Below are 22,973 nucleotides of genomic sequence, written 5' to 3' on the forward strand. Positions count from 1 at the left end.
AGCAGCAAAACAACAATACCAATCAATCCAAAGTGTTCTGATTGCATGCTTTTAAATTGTAAGATTTTATTCTCTACATTTTCTTTTATTAGAATCTTTAAAGATTATTTCAAACCTTGTCCCATGCTTTATCAATAGCTCAAGACTACCTTGTAATTGCCTTACCAATCTTTTCACCAGCTTTAAACCTGTACTTTTGGCTTCTTCTATTTGAAAACTATTAGAAATGCCCAACCCATTATCTTCGATTACAAGCTTATAGTCTTTATCTTCTTCTTGATGAATAGATATAAAGAGCACGTTTTCTTTATCGTTTTTAAAGGCATATTTATAAGCATTTGTAATTATTTCATTGATAATCAAACCTAAAGGAATAGCAGTATCTACATCAAAAAAAACATTTTCTATTTTAATTGTGGTATCAACTTTTACATTCAATTGATATACAAATGAAATTTCCTTAATTAATAAACTAGTATACTCGTTAAAGTCTATCAAACCACTTTCATTTCTGTATAATTTTTGATGAATTAATGCCATCGATTTTACCCTATCTTGGCTTTGGTTAATAAGTTCTAATGCTTTTTTATCTTCTATACCTTCTGACTGTAATTCTAATAAACTTGATATTATTTGAAAATTATTTTTTACTCTATGATGTACTTCTGTTATCAGCAACTCTTTTTCAATTAAAGCATCATTTATAAGCTGATTTTTAGAAGATAATTCTTTTGATTGATTTCTTATTTTTACTAAAACTAAAAGTGTTATTAATAACAAGACAAAAAATAAGGATGCAATTATACTATATAATTTTGTTTTTTCTTTTTCTCTACTAATTTCGGTTTCTTTAACTTTTAAAGCTTGTTCTGTTTTATATTTCGCTAAAGATTTAGAGAGGTCTTCTGAATATATTTTTCTTATAATCTCTATCGCTTTTTCCTTGTAAGCAATAGCTTCTGTATAAAAACCATGAGCCGCTAAAGCTTTCGAGTTCATGTTTACAAGTTTAAAAGAATCATTAGGATTAAGGCGATTGCCTAATTTTATAAATTTAGACGCTAAATCGGATACATCTTGTGCTTGAAATTTATCTAATATTTCTTTTTTTAAGATAGCGTTTTTATCTAAATTCGAGATTAATTGAGCGTAATAAATATAAGTTATATTCTTCGAAGAGCTATTGTAAAGTTCATCTAAAAGTATAACAGCCCTTTCATTATTACCTCCTTTATAAATATAAGCATTTATAAGATTCGCAACAATAAAATAATAATAGGCACTTCTTTTGGGTAATTTTTCTTCTAACAGTAAACAACGTTCATTCGTTTTAATGAATTCATCTAGCTTACGTTCTAAAACCAAAACTTCTGCATAGTGATATAAGAAGTAAATTTGTAGCTCAATTTCTTCTAAATCTTCCGATATTTTTAAGCTTTTTAAGACTAGTTCCTTTGCATTTTCTAGGTCTTTCTCAATTAAAAACATCACAATAGGATGTGTTTTAATTCTTGTTTCTGCCTTTAAAACATCTTTATCTGTTTTGTCAAATTTATCAATATAATCCTCTAGCTTACTCTGTTCAGACGACGCTGCTTCTAAAGTTGCTTCATCTCTTAAATCAGAGATTTGAACCCATTTAAGATATACATACTCTAAATTTATGTTCTTGCTATCAATTGGTTTCTTAACCGCTCTGTTAATGTAGTTGCTAATAAACTCGTAGTCTATTATTTGATAATCTGCTAATTTTGAAGTAAATTCTTCATACTCTGCATACGTAACTTCTTTGTTCTTAATAATTCTAGACAATACAGCTGTATACGAATTATCTTGTAGTTTTTTTAAATAAAAAGAAGCAGAATCAGGTTGATTGTAAATAATAAAATTTTCTACTTTTTGGATATACTTATCTATTTTTTTTGCAGATTGCGAATAAGAAGTGAGCGTAATTAGAAAAAAAAATATTGTGCAGGGGGTTTTCATACGGCTAGTCAATAGAGCCATAAATCTAATTAAAGAAATTGAGAAAAACAACAATATCTTTTTTAAAACAAAAAAAACGCTCAAACCAACTTATTGATTTGAGCGTTTTAAATTTAAAAAATCGAATTTACTATACCTCAAATGGAGTTATAGATACATAAGATCTGTTGTCTTTTTTCTTACGGAATTCAACAACTCCGTCAACTCTTGCATGTAAAGTATGATCTTTACCCATGTAAACGTTGTCTCCTGGATTGTGTGTTGTTCCTCTTTGACGAACAATAATATTGCCTGCAATTGCAGCCTGTCCTCCAAATATTTTTACTCCTAGACGTTTCGATTCTGATTCTCTACCATTTTTCGAACTACCTACTCCTTTTTTATGTGCCATGATGTTATGGTTTTAAAATTGAAATTTTTATTTAGTTAAAGCTTCTATTAATTCAGCCTTTTTTAAAGAGGTATATCCAGAGATTCCTTTTTCTTTTGCAGCTTCTTTTAATTCTGCAACAGTCATAGAACTATAATCTGTTGTAGCTTCTTGTACTTCAGCTTTAGCTTCTTCTTTCGGAGCAACTTCTTTTTCTGCTGATTTTTTAGCACCAGTAGTTGTGATAGATTCAATTTGAATCTCACTTAAATACTGTCGGTGTCCATTTTTCTTAATATAACCTTTTCTTCTTTTCTTCTTGAAGACGATTACTTTATCACCTTTTAGGTGATTTAGAATTTGAGCTGTTACTGAAGCTCCTTCTATAGCTGGGGCGCCAATAGTTACATTACCAGCGTCATCAAGTAAAAGAACATTATCAAAAGTAACTTTTGATCCTGCTTCTCCTTGTAAACGATGAACGTATACCTTTTGGTCTTTTGCAACTTTAAACTGCTGCCCTGCCATCTCTACGATTGCGTACATACTTTTAGTTTTGCGTATTTCTACTTATTAGTGCACTTAACTTACTGAAAATGCGGTTGCAAATATACATGTTTTTTCTAATGTTACAATATTGCTGTTTATAAATTTACTAAAAAAACCAAGATAAATGTAATAAAAACTATTAATCAAATGTAAACACAACTATTTAATCGAGTCAAATGTACTTTTTTACGATACTTAAGCGATTAATTCTGTCTCTAAATAACCAAGATTTATTTTCTGCCCACTATTTATAGGTTTCTTATTTCTAAAAGATAAATTTATCAAGTTTAAAATTTAAAAAACTCACTCCAAACCCAAAAATTATGTAAAACTCAATATTCTACATCGCTTCCTTTATCCTTTCTTATCAGACAAAAGTGAATTTATCTTGTCCTTTTTGTTTCTTGTTTTTTGTTTTATCTCTTCTCGTCTTTCTTATCTTTTAAGAATAAAAAACTACTTTTTCTTATTTACCATATAAACTCCAAATAGAATAATAACACCCGATACTATTTGAACATAACTCAATTTTTCACCATCTAAAAATCCCCAAAAAATGGCTACTAAAGGAATTAGATATGCCACTGACGATGAAAAAATAGGATCTGAAATATGCACTAATTTATTGTAGATAGTCTTTGCAATGCCAGTACCTACAATCGATAAAATAACTAAATAGACCAAAGACCTCATTAGAACATCATCTTTTACATCAAACGTAGTAAAGAAATCTGTAAAACTTAAAACGATAATTGCGGGTACAAGTAACACTAAAAAATTACCCGTTACAATGGCTAGCGCGCTTACATCACTCAAATATTTCTTAATCATATTTGCATTTAAAGCATACCCGATAGAACCAATAATAATTAAAAAAGCAAACCAGTAATTCTGATTAGGATTTAAGGCAGCTCCGTTTAAAATTAGAATTAAAGTTCCTACCAAGCCAATTAAAATTCCATATAATTGTGTTTTTTTAAAAGCAAAACCAAAAATTAACGACCCTAAAATTAAAGTATAAAACGGCGTTAAAGAATTTAAAATAGAAACAATAGAGCTATCTATGTGTGTAATTGCAAATGCAAATAAAAACCCAGGAATAAAAGTACCCGCAAGTGCTGTATAGACGATGTGTTTGTAATGTTTTTTTTGAATCTTTTTTAAGGAAGGAAAAGCAACCGAAAGTAAAAAAACTGCCGTAACAATCATTCTTAAAGCGCCTACCTGAATTGGTGTTAAACCGATTAAAGCCTTTTTCATTAAGATAAAAGAACTACCCCAAACTAAAGAGAGTAAAATTAAATACAACCATTTTTGTTGTTGTTGATTCATAAGTGAGGTTAAATTTTTGCAAAAATCTAACAATTATTTAAATACCCGTGTTTTTATTAATAAATTTGTACTATAATTTAATACTAAAAAATAGTACACCTTTTTGTAGCGTTTTAAATACCGATAAATTTATTCTTATGAAAACACAAAAAATAATATTCTCAATAGCAATTGCATGTTTTATTTTAATAGGGTGTGAAAAAGAAATAAAAAAAGAAAGTCTTTCTTTAGCAATTTCTGGAATGACCTGTGAAATTGGTTGTGCAAAAACCATTCAATCTAAATTATCTAAAAAAGAAGGCGTTTTAAACGCCAAAGTAATCTTTAATGATAGTATTGCTAATATTGAATTCGATGCAAATTCAACCTCTAAAAAAGATTTAATTGCTTTTGTAGATGGTATTGCTGGTGGCGACTTATACAAAGCTTCTGAAAGTTCTAAAAAAAAACATACTTGCTCTGATGCTTGCAAAGAAAAATGCGAAATGAAATCAGAAAAAATGGCATGCAAAGAAGATTGTACAATGAGCTGTTGTAAAGATAAAAAAGCTTAATTTTAGTTTTAAAGCTACTGTAAGAAAATAAATTATAGTTGTATTGTACTACCATTTATGAGCATCATTTCTAAAGACATCCAAAAAGCAATTGCGCTTCTATCAAATGAAGAATTAGTCGCCATCCCAACAGAAACTGTATATGGTTTAGCAGGAAACATCTTTAGTGAAAAAGCAATTCAGCGTATTTTTGAAACAAAAAAAAGACCTTTTTTCAACCCTTTAATTGTTCATATTTCTTCAGTTGATGTTTTAAGTGATATCGTGTCTGAAGTTCCTGAAAAAGCAAAGTTATTAGCCGATACTTTTTGGCCAGGTGCTATGACTTTGGTTTTAAAGAAGAACAAAAACATTCCTAGTATTATCACAGCAGGCAAAGATACCGTTGCAGTGCGTGTGCCTAATCATCCTGTAACTTTAGACTTATTAAAAAAACTGCCTTTTCCTTTGGCAGCACCAAGTGCCAATCCATTTAATCATATTAGCCCTACAAAGCCCGAACATGTTGAGCGTTATTTTAAAAATGACATTAAAATGGTTTTAGATGGTGGTGCTTGCATAAACGGTATAGAATCTACCATTATTGGTTTTGAAAATGGCGAGCCGATTATTTACCGATTAGGTGCTTTATCTATAGAAGATATTGAAGCTGTTGTTGGCACAATTAAGATCAAAAACAAGAAAGAAGAGCACCCGGATGCACCTGGAATGTTAGACAAACATTATTCGCCAAAAACACAAACGGTTTTAACTTCTTCAATTTTAAATGAAATTAAAAAGCATCCCAATAAAAAAATTGGTGTTTTGGCTTTTGATACTCCTTGTAAAAGTGATAAAATTACTACTGAAATTATTTTATCAACCACCGCTAATTATCAGGAAGCAGCGTCAAAATTATATGATAGCTTGCATCAATTAGATCATTTAGATTTAGATATAATTATCGCAGAAAAACTGCCAGAAAAAGGTTTGGGAAACTCGATGAATGATCGCTTACAACGCGCTTCTTTTACTTCTTTATAAACGTATTTCATTTAAAAGATTTTGTAAAGTTGCTAAAAAATTTACAATAAGCTTATTTATCTTAATTCGTTTAAAAAAACAACAAAGGCCTCATTAATTTACGTTCGTTATTTATGCTCTTCTTTTAGCAGTGAAAACAAAAAAGACCTAAATATAGAAAGTAAAATACTGAAAAAGAAAGCAGCAAAAAAGCTCGAAACTACAAAACCATCTATTAATTGATCTGCCAATAAAATAATAATTGCATTAATTACAAATAAAAATAATCCAAAAGTTACTAACGTTGCTGGTAGCGTAAAAAACACCAAAAGCGGACGAACAAACATGTTTAATAGTGCAATTACTATTGCCACCGTAATTGCAGAAAAATAGCCTGCAACTTTTATTCCTGGTAAAATATTAGCCAGAATAACAACTGCTAAAGCCGTTAATAAAATTTTTAAAAAGATTTTCATACACTCTAATTTTATTATTTAATTGCTAAAACTGTACCAAATAGTAAAATTGCTTTTTTGGCAGATTTTATAAATAATTTAGTTTGTGTCTAAACTAAAAAATTGAGATTTAATTATGATCAATAATACTCATTTATTTCTAAATCCATTAAAAATCAGGACAATATCATACTAGCATTTATAAAAATAAATCAAAAAGCAACTATTCATTATTTTAACAGCAACTTTAAACCTTAATTGTTTATTCAAATTTCTTTTGAAAAAGGATAGTACCTAACAATCAAAGAATTAATTATTTCATAAAAAATTTAGATTGGCAAAATAGCCCAACCGAATTTGAATACAAACCCACAAAACAAAATGAGTCTAAAAAAATAGGCATAAAAACTGTTAGAGAATTTGGTATTCAAAACTACTCGAAATACATAAAAAACACTATAAATATTGATGCCTTTAGCGAGCGCTCTAATGGTGTAAGATACGATAAAAAACCAATATTTATTTTGAATCTGCATCTGATTTAGAAATCAACTCTAGGGTTAATCTAGCATTTAGAGTTGTATCCAAACACAATGATAAATATAGTTTATAAATACGATATTGATGGCGTAGAGAAATTTTAAGTGGCTATTTAGCCTGGCGTTCAAGTTATAAAACATTCTCCATAATATTTGGCTATTCAATATTCTAAAAACCCCAAATATCAGAAACTAGATATTCCGAGAATCAATAGAATTAACAAAACAAGTATTTAAAGACCCACACAACTAATTAATTAGTACCCTGTAAATGAGTTACTTAAAAAAAGTAACAATTAACAACTAAAAACCTTTTACCATGAACAGTATTAAAAATTTTACACGTTATGGCTTATTATTGCTAGCAATTAGCACTATGTTGTATTCCTGCCAACCCAAAGTAGCTGCCGCTGAAACGCCAAAAGAATTGGCCGCTTACGAAGTAAGTCCGAATGAAGAAACAAATGTAAAGATTGTTAGTTCGTATATAAATGCCCTTTTAACCAACGACCAAGAAACGGCAAAAAGCCTGGTTGGAGATGGTTTTATGAATTACGGCCCTTCTAGCAAAGATTCATTAGATATTAAAGGCGTTATACAATACTGGGATAATATTTACAAAGCCAGAAGCAATCAGGATTCAGGAATTATTGCTACTACATCTTTACGAGTAAATGAAGGAAACTTAGCTGGAGAATGGGTGCACGTTTGGGGAAATTATAGTGCAAATTTAAATAATAGCGACTATACTTATAATTTACCATTTCATAGTGCATTTGTAATAAAAGACAATAAAATTGTACGTACCCAAACCTGGTACGACAATCTCTCAATAGCATTAGATCTTGGTTCTGTTGCACCGGTGCAAGCAGAATAAAGTCTTACATAATTTATTACTTCATAAATCGGTTGAATAACTTATCATTATTCAACCTTTTTATTATAAATTATTATTGGCGTCCTGTCAAGTTTAAAATACTCGAAAAACCCAAAGAACTATTTATTCTGAAGCTCTGCAACTTTGCGTTCTAATTCCGCCTGAAACTCTTCCATTACCGGTTTTACTGTACTTTCTGGTATGTCGGCTACTTTTATATACATCAAACCATCTACCGCATTGTTAAATTTAGGATCTACATTAAAAGCCACCAAACGTGCATTTTGTTTTACATATTTCTTTAATAAAACCGGAATTCTTAAAACTCCAGGTTCCAATTCATCAATAATTTTGTCAAACTTTTGCATGTCTGCTTTTGTCGCATCAAACACAAAATCTTTGTCTGTATCTTTTAACTTTACCTTGTATTCTTTCTTCGGATGAATGTATTGCGCAATATAGGGATCGTAATAATGAGATTTCATAAACTCAATCATCAACGATTTAGAAAAATCTGAAAACTGATTACTGATAGAAACACCGCCCATTAAATAACTATATGCTGGATATCGCAACGTTACATGCACAATTCCTTTCCAAAGCAAAAACAACGGCAATGGTTTTTGTTGGTATTCTTTAATGATAAAAGCACGCCCCATTTCTATGGTATTCTCCATCATTTTATGCAGTTCTGGCTCTATTTTGAATAAAGTTTGTACGTAGAATCCATTAATTCCGTGTTTCTTAAAAATTTCTTTTCCGAGACCCATTCTATAAGAACCCACCAAACAATTCGCTACATGATCCCACAAAAATAAATGATGGTAATAGGTATCGTATACATCTAAATCTATTGCTTTATTTGTACCCTCACCAACTTCTCTGAACGTAATTTCGCGCAATCTGCCTATTTCATGCAACAAATTAGGAATGTCTTTAGCATTACAAAAAAAGACTTCGTAATTTTTACTTTCTAGCAGTTTGCCATTATGTTCTCTTAAAGCGGCCACTTCTTTACTAAAGGAATCTACATTTCTTTGAGATGCGATTGTTTTAGCAGATTTCTTTATTTTTATTTTTTCGGTTGATAAGATGTTTGATTTTTTTTCAAAAGGATTTGCCAACATGTACGTCTTTCTCCTTAAAAAGTCAGAAAAAGCAGGAATCTCTTTAAACTCGTCTTGGTCTTTTACGGAAATTGGTTTTCCTATTCTTACTTTTATAACGCTACCTTTTTGAGAGATTACTTCTGATGGCAATTTAGCAGTTCTTAACGTATCTGAAATTTTTGATAAAACATAAAAAAGACGACTATTTTTTGCGTGAAAATAAATAGGAATTACCGGAACGTTTGCTTTTTTTATCAAACGAACAGCGCCTTCTTCCCAAGGTTTATCCACCTTTAATTTACCGTCTTTATAGGTAGATACCTCTCCTGCTGGAAAAATACCCAATGGTTTCCCTTCTCGTACGTGCACTAATGCACTTTTAATTCCGGCAATACTAGATTGTGCATCCTTTCTGGTTTCAAAAGGATTTACAGGCATTACGTATGGTCTTAAAGGTGTTATTCTATGCAATAAAAAATTGGCAATTATTTTATAATCGGCTCTTTTTTCAATTAAAAGTTTCAATAATAGTACGCCATCAATTCCGCCTAAGGGATGATTAGAAATTGTAATAAAAGCCCCGTCTTTTGGTATTCTTTTTAGATCTTCTTCGGGTATTTCGAATTTAATTTTGCAATCATCCAAAACACTATTTAAAAAAACTAAATCAGCTTTATCTTTATTTTTTTCGTAAATTCTATTGATCTTATCAATGCGAAGTATCCGTACCAACAGCCAACCTAAAAAGGTTCCTAAAAAACCAAATTTCTGTACACCAATAACGTGTGCAATTTCTTTTGAGGTTACTAATGCCATGATTCTTAATTAGAACGAGCTGTAAAAATAGTAAAAAAAACGAAATTGAACTTTTTTAATTCGGATTCACAACAATTTGTGAAGTTTCCTTATTTACCTGCGTTAATAAAGATGTTCCTTTTTCTCCAATCATTCTAACTGCACTTTCATCAAAATGACGCACCGTATATAAATCTACTTTTTTCTGAACATCAATTTTAAACTGTTTTTTTAATTCGTTGTAAAAGGCATCAAAATTGCCAAACTTATCATCGATACAAACAGAAAAACTCAACGCCGAATTCTGAATTAAATTTACCCTCAATTGATAATCATGTAATTTCTGAAAAATAAAACTGATATTATTCTCTACCATAAAAGAGAAATCTAACGCAGCAATCGATACTAAAATCTGATTTTTCTTCACAATAAAACAAGGAATATAAGGCACTAATCTTGTTCCTTTAGTAACTTTTGTTCCGCTTTCTTTTGGGTTGATAAACGAACGTACCAATAACGGAATATCTTTTCTCTCTAATGGTTGTAATGTTTTAGGATGAATTACAGAGGCACCATAAAAAGCCATTTCAATAGCTTCTTCATAAGAAATTTGCTCTAACAACGTAGTTTCTGAAAAAACTCTTGGGTCTGCATTTAAAACACCTTCTACATCTTTCCAAATAGTTACACTCTCTGCATTTAAACAATAGGCAAAAATACCTGCCGTATAATCAGATCCTTCCCTCCCTAAAGTGGTGGTGTTTTCTGTATCATTGGCAGCTATAAAACCTTGTGTAATGTTTATTTTATGAACGTCTACTTTTGCAGTAATAATCTCTTCTGTTAGTTGCCAATCTACTTTAGCATCTCTATAATTACTATCGGTTTTTATAAAATTACGCACATCAAACCACACATTCTCCTGCCCTATTTTCTCTAAATAGGCACTTACTATTCTGGTTGATAAAAGCTCTCCAAAACAAATAATTTGATCATACACATAATTAAATCTTTGCGATGTATTTCTAGCTAAAAACCACCCTAATTCACCAAAAAGGATATCAACATCTTTATAAATAGTATCTTCTTTATCAAACAGCGAACTCATAATTTTTCTATGATATTCATCGATAAAGTTTAATTTACTTGGTAAATCAGCTACCTTATTATAATAAGAAGCTACGACCTCTTCAAAAGCATTAGTCATTTTGCCCATGGCAGAAATAACCACTAACGTATCTTTTGCGCCTTCGGTTTTAATAATAGAAGCTACATTTTTTACACCTTCTGCATCTTTTATCGATGCACCACCAAATTTAAAAATTTTCATTTTTAATTATTTATGTTAAACAAATTTTCGATATATCACTCTGAAACAAGTAATCATCAAACTTTATTTGTTACTTATTATTTTATATAAATTTTGATAACTATTTAATTCCGCTAAAAAAGCAAGATTAGTTTTGCTTACTAATTTAATTAAATCACTAAATGATTTTTAAACTTGCGTTTTACGCATAAATTTTGCTAAATTCTCTTTATTCATTTGTATCACAGACCAATCATGTAAATATGTAGCGCCTGTACTTTTATAAAAGTCAATTGCATTGGTATTCCAATCAATTACTTCCCAAGCAACTCTGTTAAAGTTATTCTCATAAGCGTATTTTAAAACGGCGGTGTATAATCCTTTACCAGCGCCTAATTTTCGTTTGCTTTCGGTAACCATTAAATCTTCTAAATGAATTGTTTTTCCTTTCCATGTAGAATATCGCTCGTAAAATAAGGCAATGCCAATAATAGTATTTTCTTCCTCTGCTACAAAAATCTTAAACTTTGGTGCGTCAGAAAATCCGTCTTTTATCAAATCATCAACTGTAATTTCTACAGCATCGGGCTCTTTCTCAAAAACAGCCAGTTCTGTAATTAAATTATGTGCAGATTGCATATCTTTTTCTGTTCCTTTTCTTATAATAAAACCCATTGTATTTAAATTTTGTTCAAAGATAGTTTTTTTGAAATCGCCTAAAAATATTTAAAGATTTTACACAGTTAATTTTCATTTGTTTAAAAATAATGTAATTATTTAACTAAAAACGGACAGAAAAGGACAGTAATTATTTAAAAAAATTAGATATTTGTTAAAACTAACCATATCCATATAATGACTGTAAAAAAACAAACATTAGGCGAATTTATTATCGAAAATCAACATGCTTTTAGGTATAGTTCTGGCGAACTATCTAGCTTATTAAATTCTATAAGATTGGCTGCAAAAGTGGTAAATCACGAAGTAAACAAAGCAGGTTTGGTTGATATTATTGGTGCTTTTGGGGATACAAACATTCAAGGTGAAGACCAACAAAAGTTAGATGTGTACGCTAATGAGAAGTTTATACAAACATTAACCAGAAGAAATATTGTTTGTGGTATTGCAAGTGAAGAAGAAGACAGTTTTATAAGTATTAATAGTATTAACGGAAATCATCAAAACAAATATGTTGTTTTAATAGATCCGTTAGATGGCTCATCTAACATTGATGTAAACGTTTCTGTAGGAACTATTTTTTCTATTTACCGCCGTGTAACGCCAATAGGCCAACCTGTTGAACTAGAAGATTTTTTACAAAAAGGAAGCGAACAAGTTGCCGCTGGTTATGTGGTTTACGGCACTTCTACAATGATTGTATATACTACTGGAGATGGTGTAAATGGTTTTACATTAAACCCAGCAATTGGTACTTTTTATTTATCACACCCAAATATGGAGTTCCCTGAAGACGGGAGTATTTACTCTGTAAACGAAGGAAATTACATGGATTTCCCTTTAGGTGTTAAAAAATATATTAAATATTGCCAAGAAGAGCAAGACGACAGGCCTTATACAAGTAGATATATTGGTTCTTTAGTATCTGACTTTCATAGAAACATGATTAAAGGTGGTATTTATATGTACCCAAAAGGTTCTAGAAATCCAAACGGAAAATTACGTTTGTTATATGAATGCAACCCAATGGCATTTATAGCAGAACAAGCCAACGGAAAATCTTCTGACGGTTATAAGAGAACTATGGATGTTGAGCCCACAGAATTACACCAAAGAGTACCTTTTATATGTGGTAGTAAAAACATGGTGAATGAGTTAGAAGCTTTTATGCAGAAGTATGGTGAATAAATCATCTTTATATCACTATCAATTATCAAAACGGTATCTGCTTGTTAAAGCATTTATAATGTATTAAATTTGTACTGAAATTATAAATTTAACCAATAAAAAATATAAAAACTATGGCTTTTGAATTACCAGAATTAGGATATGCATATGATGCATTAGAACCAAATATTGATGCTAGAACAATGGAAATACACCATTCAAAACATCATAACGGATATACAACAAAATTAAATGCTGCTGTTGCAGGTACAGATTTAGAAGGAAAATCTATCGAAGATATTCTTGCTAATTTAGATATGAGTAATGCCGCTGTTAGAAATAATGGAGGTGGGTTTTTTAACCACTCGTTATTTTGGTCAGTAATGAACCCAGAAGGAAAAGGATATTTATCTGGAGAATTAAAAGACGCTATTGAAGCGGCTTATGGTTCGAAAGAAACATTTATGGAAGCTTTTTCTAACGCTGCAGCAACACAATTTGGTTCAGGTTGGGCTTGGTTATGTGTGCACAAAGGCGGAAAAGTAGAAGTTTGTTCTACACCAAATCAAGATAATCCTTTAATGCCAGGTGTTTCTTGTGGAGGAACTCCTATTTTAGGATTGGATGTTTGGGAACATGCATATTACTTAAACTACCAAAACAGAAGACCAGATTATATTAATGCATTTTTTAATGTTATTAACTGGAACGAAGTTGAAAAAAGATATGCAGACGCAAAATAAGTAACACAGTTACTTTTGGTATTTCACTCTTGCCTTTTATAGTTAAGAATGATGTGCTAAAATCTTATAAAAAAAGCATCCAATATATTGGATGCTTTTTTTATTTGAAATATTGTAAAAACGATACGAGAAGATCAAAGAAAAGTTATCATCAATCTTTTTGTCTTACCACTTGACTCTTGGCTCTTAATTCTTGCCTCTTTTAATCTTGATTCTTACTTCTTTTTATCTTGCGTCTCTTTTCTACCTTAATAAGCTCTTTTATCACTCCCTTCATAGAAATTTATAAATGCCTGATTTACGACTCTATGACCACCAGGTGTTGGGTAATCTCCTGTAAAATACCAATCTCCTAAATGATCAGGGCAAGCTTTATGCAACCCTTCTATAGATTGATAAATAACCTCTACTTCTGCTTTAATATCTGCGGTTTTTAGCATTTCTGCAATTTTAGCAGAAATCTCTTCTGCTGTAAAAGGACTATAAATATCTTTTACGTGATTTATAATTTCAGCATCTGCTTTCGATTTCTGCGCGATACATTTTTTATAAACATCGTCTACAATATGGTATTTATCATGATCTTTCAAAAGCTCTAAAGCCGCTTTAAAGGCAATAAAAGCATCGATTCTTGCCATATCAATTCCGTAACAATCTGGATACCTAATTTGTGGAGCAGAAGAAACCACTACAATTTTCTTGGGCTCTAATCTGTCTAAAATTCTAATGATACTTTTTTTAAGTGTTGTACCACGAACAATACTGTCATCAATAATTACTAAATTATCGGTGGGTTTTACAACACCATACGTAATATCATAAACATGTTCTACCAAATCATCGCGTGAACTATCATCTGCAATAAAAGTTCTTAATTTTGCGTCTTTAATCGCTATTTTTTCAAAACGTGGTCTTTCTGATAAAATTTCTGTTACTTTTTCTGCAGATAAATTAGATCCGCCTTCCAGAATTTTTGCTGTTTTTTGCTGATTTAACAAATCTTCAGCAGCCTCTGTCATTCCATAAAACGAAGTTTCTGCAGTGTTAGGAATAAAAGAAAAAACAGTATTTGAAATATCTGAATCAATTGATTTTAAAATTTTTGGAAACACATATTTTCCTAAATTCTTACGCTCTTCATAAATACTAGCATCACTTCCTCTAGAAAAATAAATACGCTCAAAAGAACAGGCTTTATTTTCTCTAGGTTCTATGACTTTTTTAATAGAAACTTTTCCGCTTCTTTTAATAATTAAAGCGTGTCCTCTTGTTAGTTCTTGAACGTCTTCAATTTTTACATTAAATACCGTTTGAATAACAGGTCTTTCTGACGCTACCACGACAACCTCGTCATCTTCATAAAAAAAAGTAGGTCTAATTCCGTTTGGATCTCTCAAAACAAAAGCGTCTCCATGCCCCACTAAACCTGCCATTGCATAACCACCATCCCAGTTTTTAGAAGATCTTTTCAATACTTTTTTAAGACTTAAATTTTCTTCTATATACGGTGATGAATTTTTCTTATTAAACCCTTTTTTCTTTGCTTGCTGATATAATTTAGCCACTTCATCTTCTAAAAAATGCCCAATTTTCTCCATAACCGTTACTGTATCTGTAGACTCTTTTGGGTGTTGCCCTAACTCGACCAATTCTTCTAACATTTGTTTAGAATTGGTCATGTTAAAGTTCCCAGCAACAATTAAATTTTGATGTTTCCAGTTACTTTGGCGCAAAAATGGATGCACACTTTCTATAGAGTTTTTACCAAAAGTACCATAACGAACATGTCCTAGAAACAAATTACCAACGTAAGGCATATTCTCTTCCTGCCATTTTACATCGTCTTTTTTATCAGGATTCTGTTCTAAAACACCGTTTAAACGACCATTAATTTGGGCAAAAATATCTTGTATAGGCTGCGCTTGATTAGAACGAACTCTACTAATATAACGAGTTCCAGGAGCTACGTTAAATTTTACACTAGCAAAACCAGCACCATCTTGTCCGCGATTGTGCTGCTTTTCCATTAATAAATACATTTTATTAATTCCGTAAAAAGCAGAACCATATTTATCTTTATAAAATTGTAATGGCTTTTTTAATCTAACCAATGCTATGCCACATTCATGTTTTATTGCGTCGCTCATTTAATTGTGTGTTTTTGATTTTGATTGATTTTTATTTTCATCATAAAATTATAATTCACCACTTTTAATATAAGAATATTTAATTTTTCTCTTTAAGAAAAAAGATTCAAAATAATGATATGAAAGAGATGATATTGCTATTGTTGTACTCAACACTAAACTATAAATTAATATATTGTTCTCTAAATTAATATTAGAAACAAACATTAAAACCGGAATTAAAACAATAAAATGATACATATAAATTCCGTAAGATATTTTACCTAAATAATTAAGAACCTTATATTCTAAAACGTTTTTCAACTCTTTATTCACGGCTAAGTTTATAATAATCAACCCGAATAAAAAGGAATAAAATTGATACTGAAAATAAGGAATTCTTACTCCTAAAATAAGAAGTGTACCTGTAAAAAACACTACAAAATAAAAGAGATTGGTATTTAAAAGATACTTTAAACCACGATTTTTATTGCATAGTAAAATAGCAAAAACACTGCCGATTGCAATTGAGTCTATGTTAAAATGCATCCAAAATTTATAAATCACATCTCTAAAAGGAATAGCGATAAATAATTTATGAGAAAACAATACCCTCACCATAAAATGGAAAACAACAATACTGATCATTAATGCAAGTCTGTGCTTTTTAAATTTTTTTAATAAAACAGGCCACATTAAATAGGATTGTTCTTCTGTACCAATAGACCAAGCCTGGGCAATGTAAGGTATAAAACCATAAACAGCTGTTGCTACATTAGGTATTAAAAAAATATGTAAAAAAAGTATGCTTATAAAATTGTTATCTAAAGGATTTTTCATCCGAGGAATATCCCAAAAAGAAAAATTGTGAAGCATAAAAAACACCACAACTATTAATAAAACGTATACAGGTAGTATTCTTAAAAAACGTCTTATATAAAATTTTTTAGTGTGTATTGCACCCGTTAAACGTTCTTCAGTTATAAGTAAATAAGTAATTAAAAAGCCACTTAACACAAAGAATAGCATAACCCCTAATTTACCAATATTTCTTGTAAAATCAGAAAGTATTCCATCACCAAGATGATAGAATACTTTAAGTTGTTCTGTATGATTAATAATTACAAAAAAAGCCGCAATAAATCGTAAACCATTAAGATTAGGAAAATACAATTTAAGATCGCGGTTTGCAGCCATTTTCTAACTTTTCAGATCTATATCAAACTGCGTTAGTTCTTTAAAAGCTTGCAAGCGCTTTTTCACTTCATCTTCTGTCAATTCTTGCATTCGTTCTGTGCCAAATTTCTCAACACAAAAGGAGGCCAAATTAGAACCATATATAATGGCGTTTTTCATGTTTTCAAAAGAAACATCTCCTGTTTTTGCTAAATATCCACAAAAACCACCTGCAAAAGTATCTCCTGCCCCTGTTGGATCAAAAACTTCTGCCAAAGGCAATGCTGGTGCAGAAAACATTTTACCATCATTAAACAACAAGGCTCCATGTTCCCCTTTTTTGATGACCACATATTTTGGTCCCATAGTATGAATTTTCTTCGCTGCATTTACCAAAGAATATTCTCCTGAAAGCTGACGCGCTTCTTCGTCATTAATGGTAATTACATCAACTCTTTTTAGAACCGTATGTAAATCAGCCAGAGCAATATCCATCCAAAAGTTCATGGTATCTAAAACAACCAACTTTGGTCTTTCTGACATTTGGTCTAAAACAGAGGCTTGCACCATAGGGTGTAAATTACCCAACATTACAATGCCTGCATCTTTAAAATCTTCTGGAACTACTGGTGTAAAATTCTCTAATACATTTAATTCTGTAATTAAAGTATCTCTTGAGTTCATATCGTTATGATATTTACCACTCCAGAAAAAAGTTTTCCCTTCTTTAATTACTTCAATACCTTCTGTATTAATGCCTTTTGCATTCATCATATCTAAATATGATTGTGGAAAATCTCCACCAACCACAGAAACAACACCCGTTTTTACTCCAAATTGGCTTGCTGCCAAACCTACAAAAGTTCCTGAACCACCAAGAATTTTATCTGTTTTACCAAAAGGAGTCTCAATTGCATCAAATGCTACAGTACCAACTGCTAATAATTTGCTCATAATCCTATTTTTCGCCTTCTTAAATTAGCTGCATTCAATGCAAGGTTAAGAAGTAATTTAATCCGTTAATCTCTATTTACTTTCTATCTAAATAAGCATTATTAATGCTTTTTTATCGTATTTTTGCCTTGAAATAAAAGGCGTTTACTACACCGCAAAAATAAGTTTTAAAAATGACTATCAAAGAAATACAAGAAGAAATTATTGATGAGTTTTCTATGTTTGATGATTGGATGGATCGTTATGAATATATCATAGATCTTGGTAAATCTTTACCGATTATTGCCGACCAATATAAATTAGATGAGAATTTAATTAAAGGTTGCCAATCTAAAGTTTGGTTGTTTTCTGAACTAGAGAACGAAACGATTAAATACACGGCAGATAGTGATGCTATTTTAACAAAAGGAATTGCAGCATTATTATTACGTGTGTATTCTGATCAGAAACCAAGTGATATTTTAACGGCAGAAACTACCTTTATAGATAAAATAGGTCTAAAAGAACATTTATCGCCAACTAGAGCAAATGGTCTAGTTTCTATGGTAAAACAAATAAAAATGTACGCAATTGCGCAACAAACTAAATTAGCAAACTAAAATGACAGATATAGAATTAGAAGAAATTGGAGATAAGATTATACGTGTTTTAAAAACTATTTATGACCCAGAAATACCTGTAGACATCTACGAATTAGGGTTAATTTACGATGTTTTTGTATCAGAAGACAATAATGCAAAAATCTTAATGACCCTAACATCACCTAACTGCCCCGTTGCAGAAAGTTTACCAATAGAAATAGAGGATAAAGTAAAAACTTTAAAAGAACTAAACAACTGCGAAGTAGAAATTACTTTCGACCCAACATGGACTTCAGAAATGATGAGTGAAGAGGCGAAGCTAGAATTAGGAATGCTTTAAGAGTAGTATTCAAAACTAAAAAAAAATTGGCATTGGCAGTTTTCAGTTTCTGCCAGTTAGAGTACTAGCGTCTTGAGGGTGATTGCATCGAGAATAATATTTTGAAACCAAAAACATGCAAGAAGAAATTATAAATAGAGTAACCAATAGCACACTTAAAACTTTTGATTTAGAAGAGATTTATCCCGAAGGAAAAAGAATTTTGTTTGATGTAAAAGATTGGTTATTTCAAGAGCTGATTTTAAAAGAGAAAGATTTTAGAGCATCTGTTAAAAATCACGATTGGTCTCAATATAAAGATTCATTTGTTGCAATAACGTGTTCTGCAGATGCTATTATACCTTCTTGGGCATTTATGCTAGTTGCTGCAGAAGTAATTCCGTTTGCAAATAAAGTTGTTATTGGTAATTTAGAATTACTAGAAACAGTTATCTACCAAGAATTAATAGGTTTTTTAGATTTAAGAGACTATACCAACAAACCCGTTATTATTAAAGGCTGTGCAGAAAAACCAATACCAAATTCTGCCTATGCCTTTTTAATAGAAAAACTACAACCTACTGCTAAATCTATTATGTTTGGCGAAGCTTGTTCTACTGTACCCTTATATAAGGCAAAGAAATAGTCGTGTTTTCAAGTAGATAATCCTATTTTTGTTACTTAAATCCCTGATATTTTGAAAAAAGTTGTCCTTCTTTTTTTTCTATTGTTTTGCATAAGCATTTCTTCTCAAAAGAAAAGGGATACTTTACCAAAACCAAAATGGAAAATTCATGGTAGGTTTGCTTTTATATTTAATCAATCTTCTTTTTCTAATTGGGCTTCTGGTGGAGAAAACACGGTTGCGGGAAACATCAATGTGAACTACGATTTTAATTATAAGAAAAACAGTATTAACTGGGATACCAGAATAATTTCTGGTTATGGTTTAAGTCATATTGGCGACAAAGGATATCGTAAAACTGATGACCGTTTTGAATTAAACTCTTTGTTTGGCCTCAAAACTTCGGCCTACTGGTTTTTTTCATTTATCACCAATTTTAGAACACAGTATACAAAAGGTTTCGATTATAGAAATGAGCCAAAACAATTGGTTTCAGAGTTCTTTGCTCCGGCATATTTAACCTTTGGTCCAGGAATGTTATGGAAAAAGTCTGATGATTTGAGTTTAAACATTGCTCCAGCCACTGCAAGGTATACTATTGTAAATGATTTCTTTTCTGGTAAATTTGGGGTTGATGAAGGCAGAAACACTGCTTTTAGTTTGGGTTTTAACTTATCTGGTTATTATAAGTTTAGCGTAATGGACAATATAGAAATGGAAAACGTCTTTACCTTGTACACCGATTATTTAGCAAACGTAGGCAATATAGATGTAGATTATCAAATCAATATTCGTTTTAAAGTAAACAAGAATATAAATATGCAAATGACTTTTCACACCATTATTGATGATAACTCTTCTAGCAAAATTCAATTTAGACAACTATTTGGCTTGGGGGTCAATTATAGTTTTCATGAAAAAGTGACGTATCAATAATTTTATTGTCTAAACAATAAAAGTGTATTTTTGTACGCTTGTATAAAAACCAACATAAATGAAAAAACTATCAATTATACTCCTATTGATATGCATTAACTTTTCGGCAAAAGCGCAAACAGCCGACGAACTAAAAAAAGAACAAGCTCCTAAAAAAGAAGAAATCGCAAAATTACAAGAAGAAGTAAAAGCTTTACAAGCTAAAATAAATGCACTTCCGGGTTGGCGTGTAGGTGCTTTTGGCACTGTTGGTGCAAGTTTATCTGGTTTTAATAATTGGTATGCTAGGAATGCACCAAATGCTTCTGCGGGTAATATAGGTGTTACCGTAAACGGATTTGCTAATTTAATTGAAGAAAATTTTTTTTGGAGAAATTCAGCAACCATAAACCTTGGCTGGGTAAAATTAGATGACGAATCGATTACTGGAGATGAAGGTTTTGAGACGGCTACCGACGTTTTTACAATTTCTTCTTTATACGGTAGAAAATTTAATAAAAAATGGGCGGTCTCTGGTTTAGCAGAATACAGAACAACGATAATCGATAACTACAACAACCCTGGATATTTAGATGTTGGTGCTGGTTTAACATGGACGCCGACTAGTAATTTAGTGATTGTGATGCATCCTGGAAACTATAATTTTGTTTTTAGTGATGGTAGCACAATTTTTGAATCTTCTTTAGGCGCAAAAATTGTAGCCGATTACACCGCTAAATATAATAAATTAAGCGTAAAATCTAATATATCTGTCTTTCAGAGCTATCAAAATGGCGATTTATCTAACTGGACATTTACAAACTCTTTTGGTTATACCCTATGGAAAGGAATTGGTTTAGGTTTTGAACTTGGTTTAAGAGATAATAAACAAGAGGCTTTAAATAGCGCGTTAACAAACTACGACCCAATTGCAACCCCAACAGAAGCAACACCAACATTTAGTAATGTAGACAACAAATTACAATCTTATTGGTTATTTGGATTAAGTTATTCGCTTTAAAAAAATAAAAATATACTACTTAATAAGCCTCAAGAAATTCTTGAGGTTTTTTATTTTGCGTATTTTTGCATTCTAAATTTCTGCTAATGACAATATTAATAATTTATGCAACTGTTTCTATATTTTTTTCGTTTTTGTGTTCTATACTAGAAGCTGTATTATTGAGTATTACGCCTACCTTTATCAACCTTAAAAAAAGATGTAGACAAACCCCTTATCGCTATTTTAACCATCAACACAATTGCACATACAGTAGGTGCCATTTTGGTGGGTGTTCAGGCAAAAGTTGCCTATGCAGAAATTTACGGAACAGAGATAAAAACTATTTTAGGTCTTAAAATTACCGAAGATGTAATGGTTGGTATTGTATCTACAATAATGACTATTTTAATTTTGGTAGCGTCAGAAATAATCCCCAAAACAATTGGAGCAACCTATTGGAGACAACTAGCTAATTTTAGCTCAAAGGCATTAAAAGTAATGATTTTTCCTTTAAAATACACCGGTGTTTTATGGGTTTTACAATTAACCACAAAATTAATTGGCGGCAAAGGGCACGGAAGCGTTTTAAGTAGAGAAAGCTTTTTAGTGATGACAGAAATGGCTGAAAAAGATGGTGTATTCAGAGAAAGTGAAAGTAAAGTTATCAGAAACCTATTAGGTTTTAAAGAGATCAAAGTAAATGATGTGATGACACCCAGAATTGTTTTAGAAATTGCTGATGAAAGCCAAACAATAGCCTCTTTTTACAATGAACATCAAAACTTACGCTTTTCTAGAATTCCTGTTTTCGCAAATAATCCTGATGAAATTACAGGTTATTTTTTAAAGGATAATATGTTAGAAGCGATGATTAATGGAAAAGGCGAAGATACTTTAGCCTCTATTAGAAGAGATATCATTATTACAGACAGAGAATTATCGATTCCTGATTTATTTGACAAACTAATTAAAGAAAAAGAACATATTGCTTTAGTTGTAGATGAATATGGTTCTGTTAGTGGTATTGTTTCTCAAGAAGATGTGATAGAAACTTTACTTGGTTTAGAAATTATGGACGAAAGTGACTCTGTTGCAGATTTGCAACAATTGGCAAGAAAATCTTGGGAAAATCGTGCTAAAAGAATGGGTATTATTGATGAAAATAAAAGCGAATAAATCCTATTTTATTTTTTTGTAGACTCATAAATTAGATTATTATTTTTCATTCAGCACAATCATTAAAGGCTTTATCATAGTGTTTTTTGTAATAAAAAATAATCTTACCTCGATAACAGTAGATACGGAAGAAACAATTTATTGCTACAACATCAGGTTACATAAGCATCACCTTTACCCCCAGATTTAACTTTATAAAGTCTTGAAAAAAAATAAAACTTAAAAATGTCTTTTTGAGTCTATAGGGCAGTGTAACATCGAACTATTCAAAAATCTTCAGCAGACTCAAATTAACATCCGTTAGAAGAATTGTTTTGAGAAAAAAAATATATTGAGATCGTAAATTATACGTCTTTTACTAATTTAGTTTTATAGCGCCCTACAAGTAAATTAAAATATTTTTTTATTAATTTAATTTAAAAACAATTAGCATCGCATTATTGAGGTACTTATTTTTGAGGAAAAGTAAGCGGAAAAGAAACGATTTATTGCGGTATTATAAGAATTTGGTTAAAGAACCTTTAAAAATTAACTTCGTACACTACGCAAAATTTTGAAGCTTCTGTTATCCGCATAGTTCACTTTATAAAGATTGTTTTTTTTATTTTTTATCCACAGTTATTCAAAAAAATA

21 protein-coding genes and 1 pseudogene are annotated in these 22,973 nt (G+C 30.8%); 11 read left to right on the forward strand and 11 right to left on the reverse strand.

What is annotated here, in order from left to right; all coding sequences use genetic code 11:
* Nucleotides 1-66: 66 nt before the first annotated feature.
* From ES044_RS03075 to ES044_RS03090, 4 genes are all read right to left on the reverse strand, one after another.
* On the reverse strand, nucleotides 67-1,986 hold the full coding sequence (locus tag ES044_RS03075; RefSeq protein WP_189663277.1) for a sensor histidine kinase: 1,920 nt from the start codon (nucleotides 1,984-1,986) through the stop codon (nucleotides 67-69).
* Between the two features lie 130 nt (nucleotides 1,987-2,116).
* Nucleotides 2,117-2,377 (reverse strand): 50S ribosomal protein L27, encoded by a 261-nt coding sequence (gene rpmA, locus ES044_RS03080; RefSeq protein WP_147119506.1) that lies wholly within the window; start codon nucleotides 2,375-2,377, stop codon nucleotides 2,117-2,119.
* A gap of 27 nt (nucleotides 2,378-2,404) precedes the next feature.
* Entirely contained in the window at nucleotides 2,405-2,902 is a 498-nt protein-coding gene (gene rplU / locus ES044_RS03085) for a 50S ribosomal protein L21 (protein ID WP_147119507.1), read from the reverse strand.
* A gap of 459 nt (nucleotides 2,903-3,361) precedes the next feature.
* Nucleotides 3,362-4,237, reverse strand: coding sequence for a DMT family transporter (locus ES044_RS03090; protein ID WP_147186877.1), 876 nt, complete (start codon nucleotides 4,235-4,237; stop codon nucleotides 3,362-3,364).
* A gap of 137 nt (nucleotides 4,238-4,374) precedes the next feature.
* On the opposite strand from ES044_RS03090, the gene ES044_RS03095 reads away from it, so the two are divergent.
* Both ES044_RS03095 and ES044_RS03100 read left to right on the forward strand, forming a co-directional pair.
* Complete coding sequence (locus ES044_RS03095) at nucleotides 4,375-4,791, forward strand: cation transporter (protein WP_147119509.1); 417 nt, start codon at nucleotides 4,375-4,377, stop codon at nucleotides 4,789-4,791.
* 57 nt (nucleotides 4,792-4,848) lie between these two features.
* Entirely contained in the window at nucleotides 4,849-5,814 is a 966-nt protein-coding gene (locus ES044_RS03100; RefSeq protein ID WP_147119510.1) for an L-threonylcarbamoyladenylate synthase, read from the forward strand.
* Between the two features lie 107 nt (nucleotides 5,815-5,921).
* Here the strand turns inward: ES044_RS03100 and ES044_RS03105 are convergent, their stop codons facing one another.
* Nucleotides 5,922-6,269 (reverse strand): phage holin family protein, encoded by a 348-nt coding sequence (locus ES044_RS03105; RefSeq protein ID WP_147119511.1) that lies wholly within the window; start codon nucleotides 6,267-6,269, stop codon nucleotides 5,922-5,924.
* Nucleotides 6,270-7,106: 837 nt separating this feature from the next.
* On the opposite strand from ES044_RS03105, the gene ES044_RS03110 reads away from it, so the two are divergent.
* Entirely contained in the window at nucleotides 7,107-7,664 is a 558-nt protein-coding gene (locus tag ES044_RS03110; protein WP_147186879.1) for a hypothetical protein, read from the forward strand.
* Nucleotides 7,665-7,783: 119 nt separating this feature from the next.
* On the opposite strand, the gene ES044_RS03115 is transcribed toward ES044_RS03110, so the two are convergent.
* The 3 genes from ES044_RS03115 to ES044_RS03125 form a co-directional block, all read right to left on the reverse strand.
* The gene (locus ES044_RS03115) at nucleotides 7,784-9,589 is read right to left on the reverse strand and encodes a GNAT family N-acyltransferase (protein ID WP_147119655.1); all 1,806 of its coding nucleotides are present in this window, start codon (nucleotides 9,587-9,589) and stop codon (nucleotides 7,784-7,786) included.
* Between the two features lie 55 nt (nucleotides 9,590-9,644).
* Entirely contained in the window at nucleotides 9,645-10,898 is a 1,254-nt protein-coding gene (locus ES044_RS03120; protein WP_147119656.1) for an aspartate kinase, read from the reverse strand.
* Between the two features lie 168 nt (nucleotides 10,899-11,066).
* The gene (locus ES044_RS03125; RefSeq protein WP_147119657.1) at nucleotides 11,067-11,552 is read right to left on the reverse strand and encodes a GNAT family N-acetyltransferase; all 486 of its coding nucleotides are present in this window, start codon (nucleotides 11,550-11,552) and stop codon (nucleotides 11,067-11,069) included.
* 180 nt (nucleotides 11,553-11,732) lie between these two features.
* Here ES044_RS03125 and fbp point away from each other — a divergent pair, with 180 nt between their 5' ends.
* Nucleotides 11,733-12,743 carry a class 1 fructose-bisphosphatase gene (gene fbp / locus ES044_RS03130; RefSeq protein WP_147119658.1) on the forward strand — a complete coding sequence of 337 codons (1,011 nt, stop codon included), beginning with the start codon at nucleotides 11,733-11,735 and terminating at the stop codon, nucleotides 12,741-12,743.
* A gap of 113 nt (nucleotides 12,744-12,856) precedes the next feature.
* Nucleotides 12,857-13,465 (forward strand): superoxide dismutase, encoded by a 609-nt coding sequence (locus ES044_RS03135; RefSeq protein ID WP_147186881.1) that lies wholly within the window; start codon nucleotides 12,857-12,859, stop codon nucleotides 13,463-13,465.
* A 248-nt stretch (nucleotides 13,466-13,713) separates the two neighbouring features.
* Here the strand turns inward: ES044_RS03135 and ES044_RS03140 are convergent, their stop codons facing one another.
* The 3 genes from ES044_RS03140 to ES044_RS03150 are packed head-to-tail and all read right to left on the reverse strand — an operon-like array spanning nucleotide 13,714 to nucleotide 17,721.
* On the reverse strand, nucleotides 13,714-15,612 hold the full coding sequence (locus ES044_RS03140; protein WP_147119660.1) for an amidophosphoribosyltransferase: 1,899 nt from the start codon (nucleotides 15,610-15,612) through the stop codon (nucleotides 13,714-13,716).
* A 48-nt stretch (nucleotides 15,613-15,660) separates the two neighbouring features.
* Nucleotides 15,661-16,788 carry an acyltransferase family protein gene (locus ES044_RS03145; protein WP_147119661.1) on the reverse strand — a complete coding sequence of 376 codons (1,128 nt, stop codon included), beginning with the start codon at nucleotides 16,786-16,788 and terminating at the stop codon, nucleotides 15,661-15,663.
* Between the two features lie 3 nt (nucleotides 16,789-16,791).
* Nucleotides 16,792-17,721 (reverse strand): PfkB family carbohydrate kinase, encoded by a 930-nt coding sequence (locus tag ES044_RS03150; RefSeq protein WP_147119662.1) that lies wholly within the window; start codon nucleotides 17,719-17,721, stop codon nucleotides 16,792-16,794.
* Nucleotides 17,722-17,894: 173 nt separating this feature from the next.
* On the opposite strand from ES044_RS03150, the gene ES044_RS03155 reads away from it, so the two are divergent.
* From ES044_RS03155 to ES044_RS03180, 6 genes and pseudogenes are all read left to right on the forward strand, one after another.
* Nucleotides 17,895-18,320 carry a SufE family protein gene (locus ES044_RS03155; protein ID WP_147119663.1) on the forward strand — a complete coding sequence of 142 codons (426 nt, stop codon included), beginning with the start codon at nucleotides 17,895-17,897 and terminating at the stop codon, nucleotides 18,318-18,320.
* 1 nt (nucleotide 18,321) lies between these two features.
* Nucleotides 18,322-18,642 carry a DUF59 domain-containing protein gene (locus tag ES044_RS03160; RefSeq protein WP_147119664.1) on the forward strand — a complete coding sequence of 107 codons (321 nt, stop codon included), beginning with the start codon at nucleotides 18,322-18,324 and terminating at the stop codon, nucleotides 18,640-18,642.
* 115 nt (nucleotides 18,643-18,757) lie between these two features.
* Nucleotides 18,758-19,267, forward strand: a complete 510-nt coding sequence (locus tag ES044_RS03165) for a DUF2480 family protein (protein ID WP_147119665.1) — start codon at nucleotides 18,758-18,760, stop codon at nucleotides 19,265-19,267.
* Between the two features lie 51 nt (nucleotides 19,268-19,318).
* Entirely contained in the window at nucleotides 19,319-20,182 is an 864-nt protein-coding gene (locus ES044_RS03170; protein ID WP_147119666.1) for a DUF3078 domain-containing protein, read from the forward strand.
* Nucleotides 20,183-20,240: 58 nt separating this feature from the next.
* Nucleotides 20,241-21,182 carry a DUF3078 domain-containing protein gene (locus ES044_RS03175; RefSeq protein ID WP_147119667.1) on the forward strand — a complete coding sequence of 314 codons (942 nt, stop codon included), beginning with the start codon at nucleotides 20,241-20,243 and terminating at the stop codon, nucleotides 21,180-21,182.
* An 86-nt stretch (nucleotides 21,183-21,268) separates the two neighbouring features.
* Nucleotides 21,269-22,340, forward strand: a pseudogene (locus tag ES044_RS03180) (CNNM domain-containing protein).
* Nucleotides 22,341-22,973 lie beyond the last annotated feature (633 nt).

This window comes from Polaribacter sp. IC066 (assembly GCF_007997085.1).
Taxonomy (GTDB): Bacteria; Bacteroidota; Bacteroidia; order Flavobacteriales; family Flavobacteriaceae; genus Polaribacter.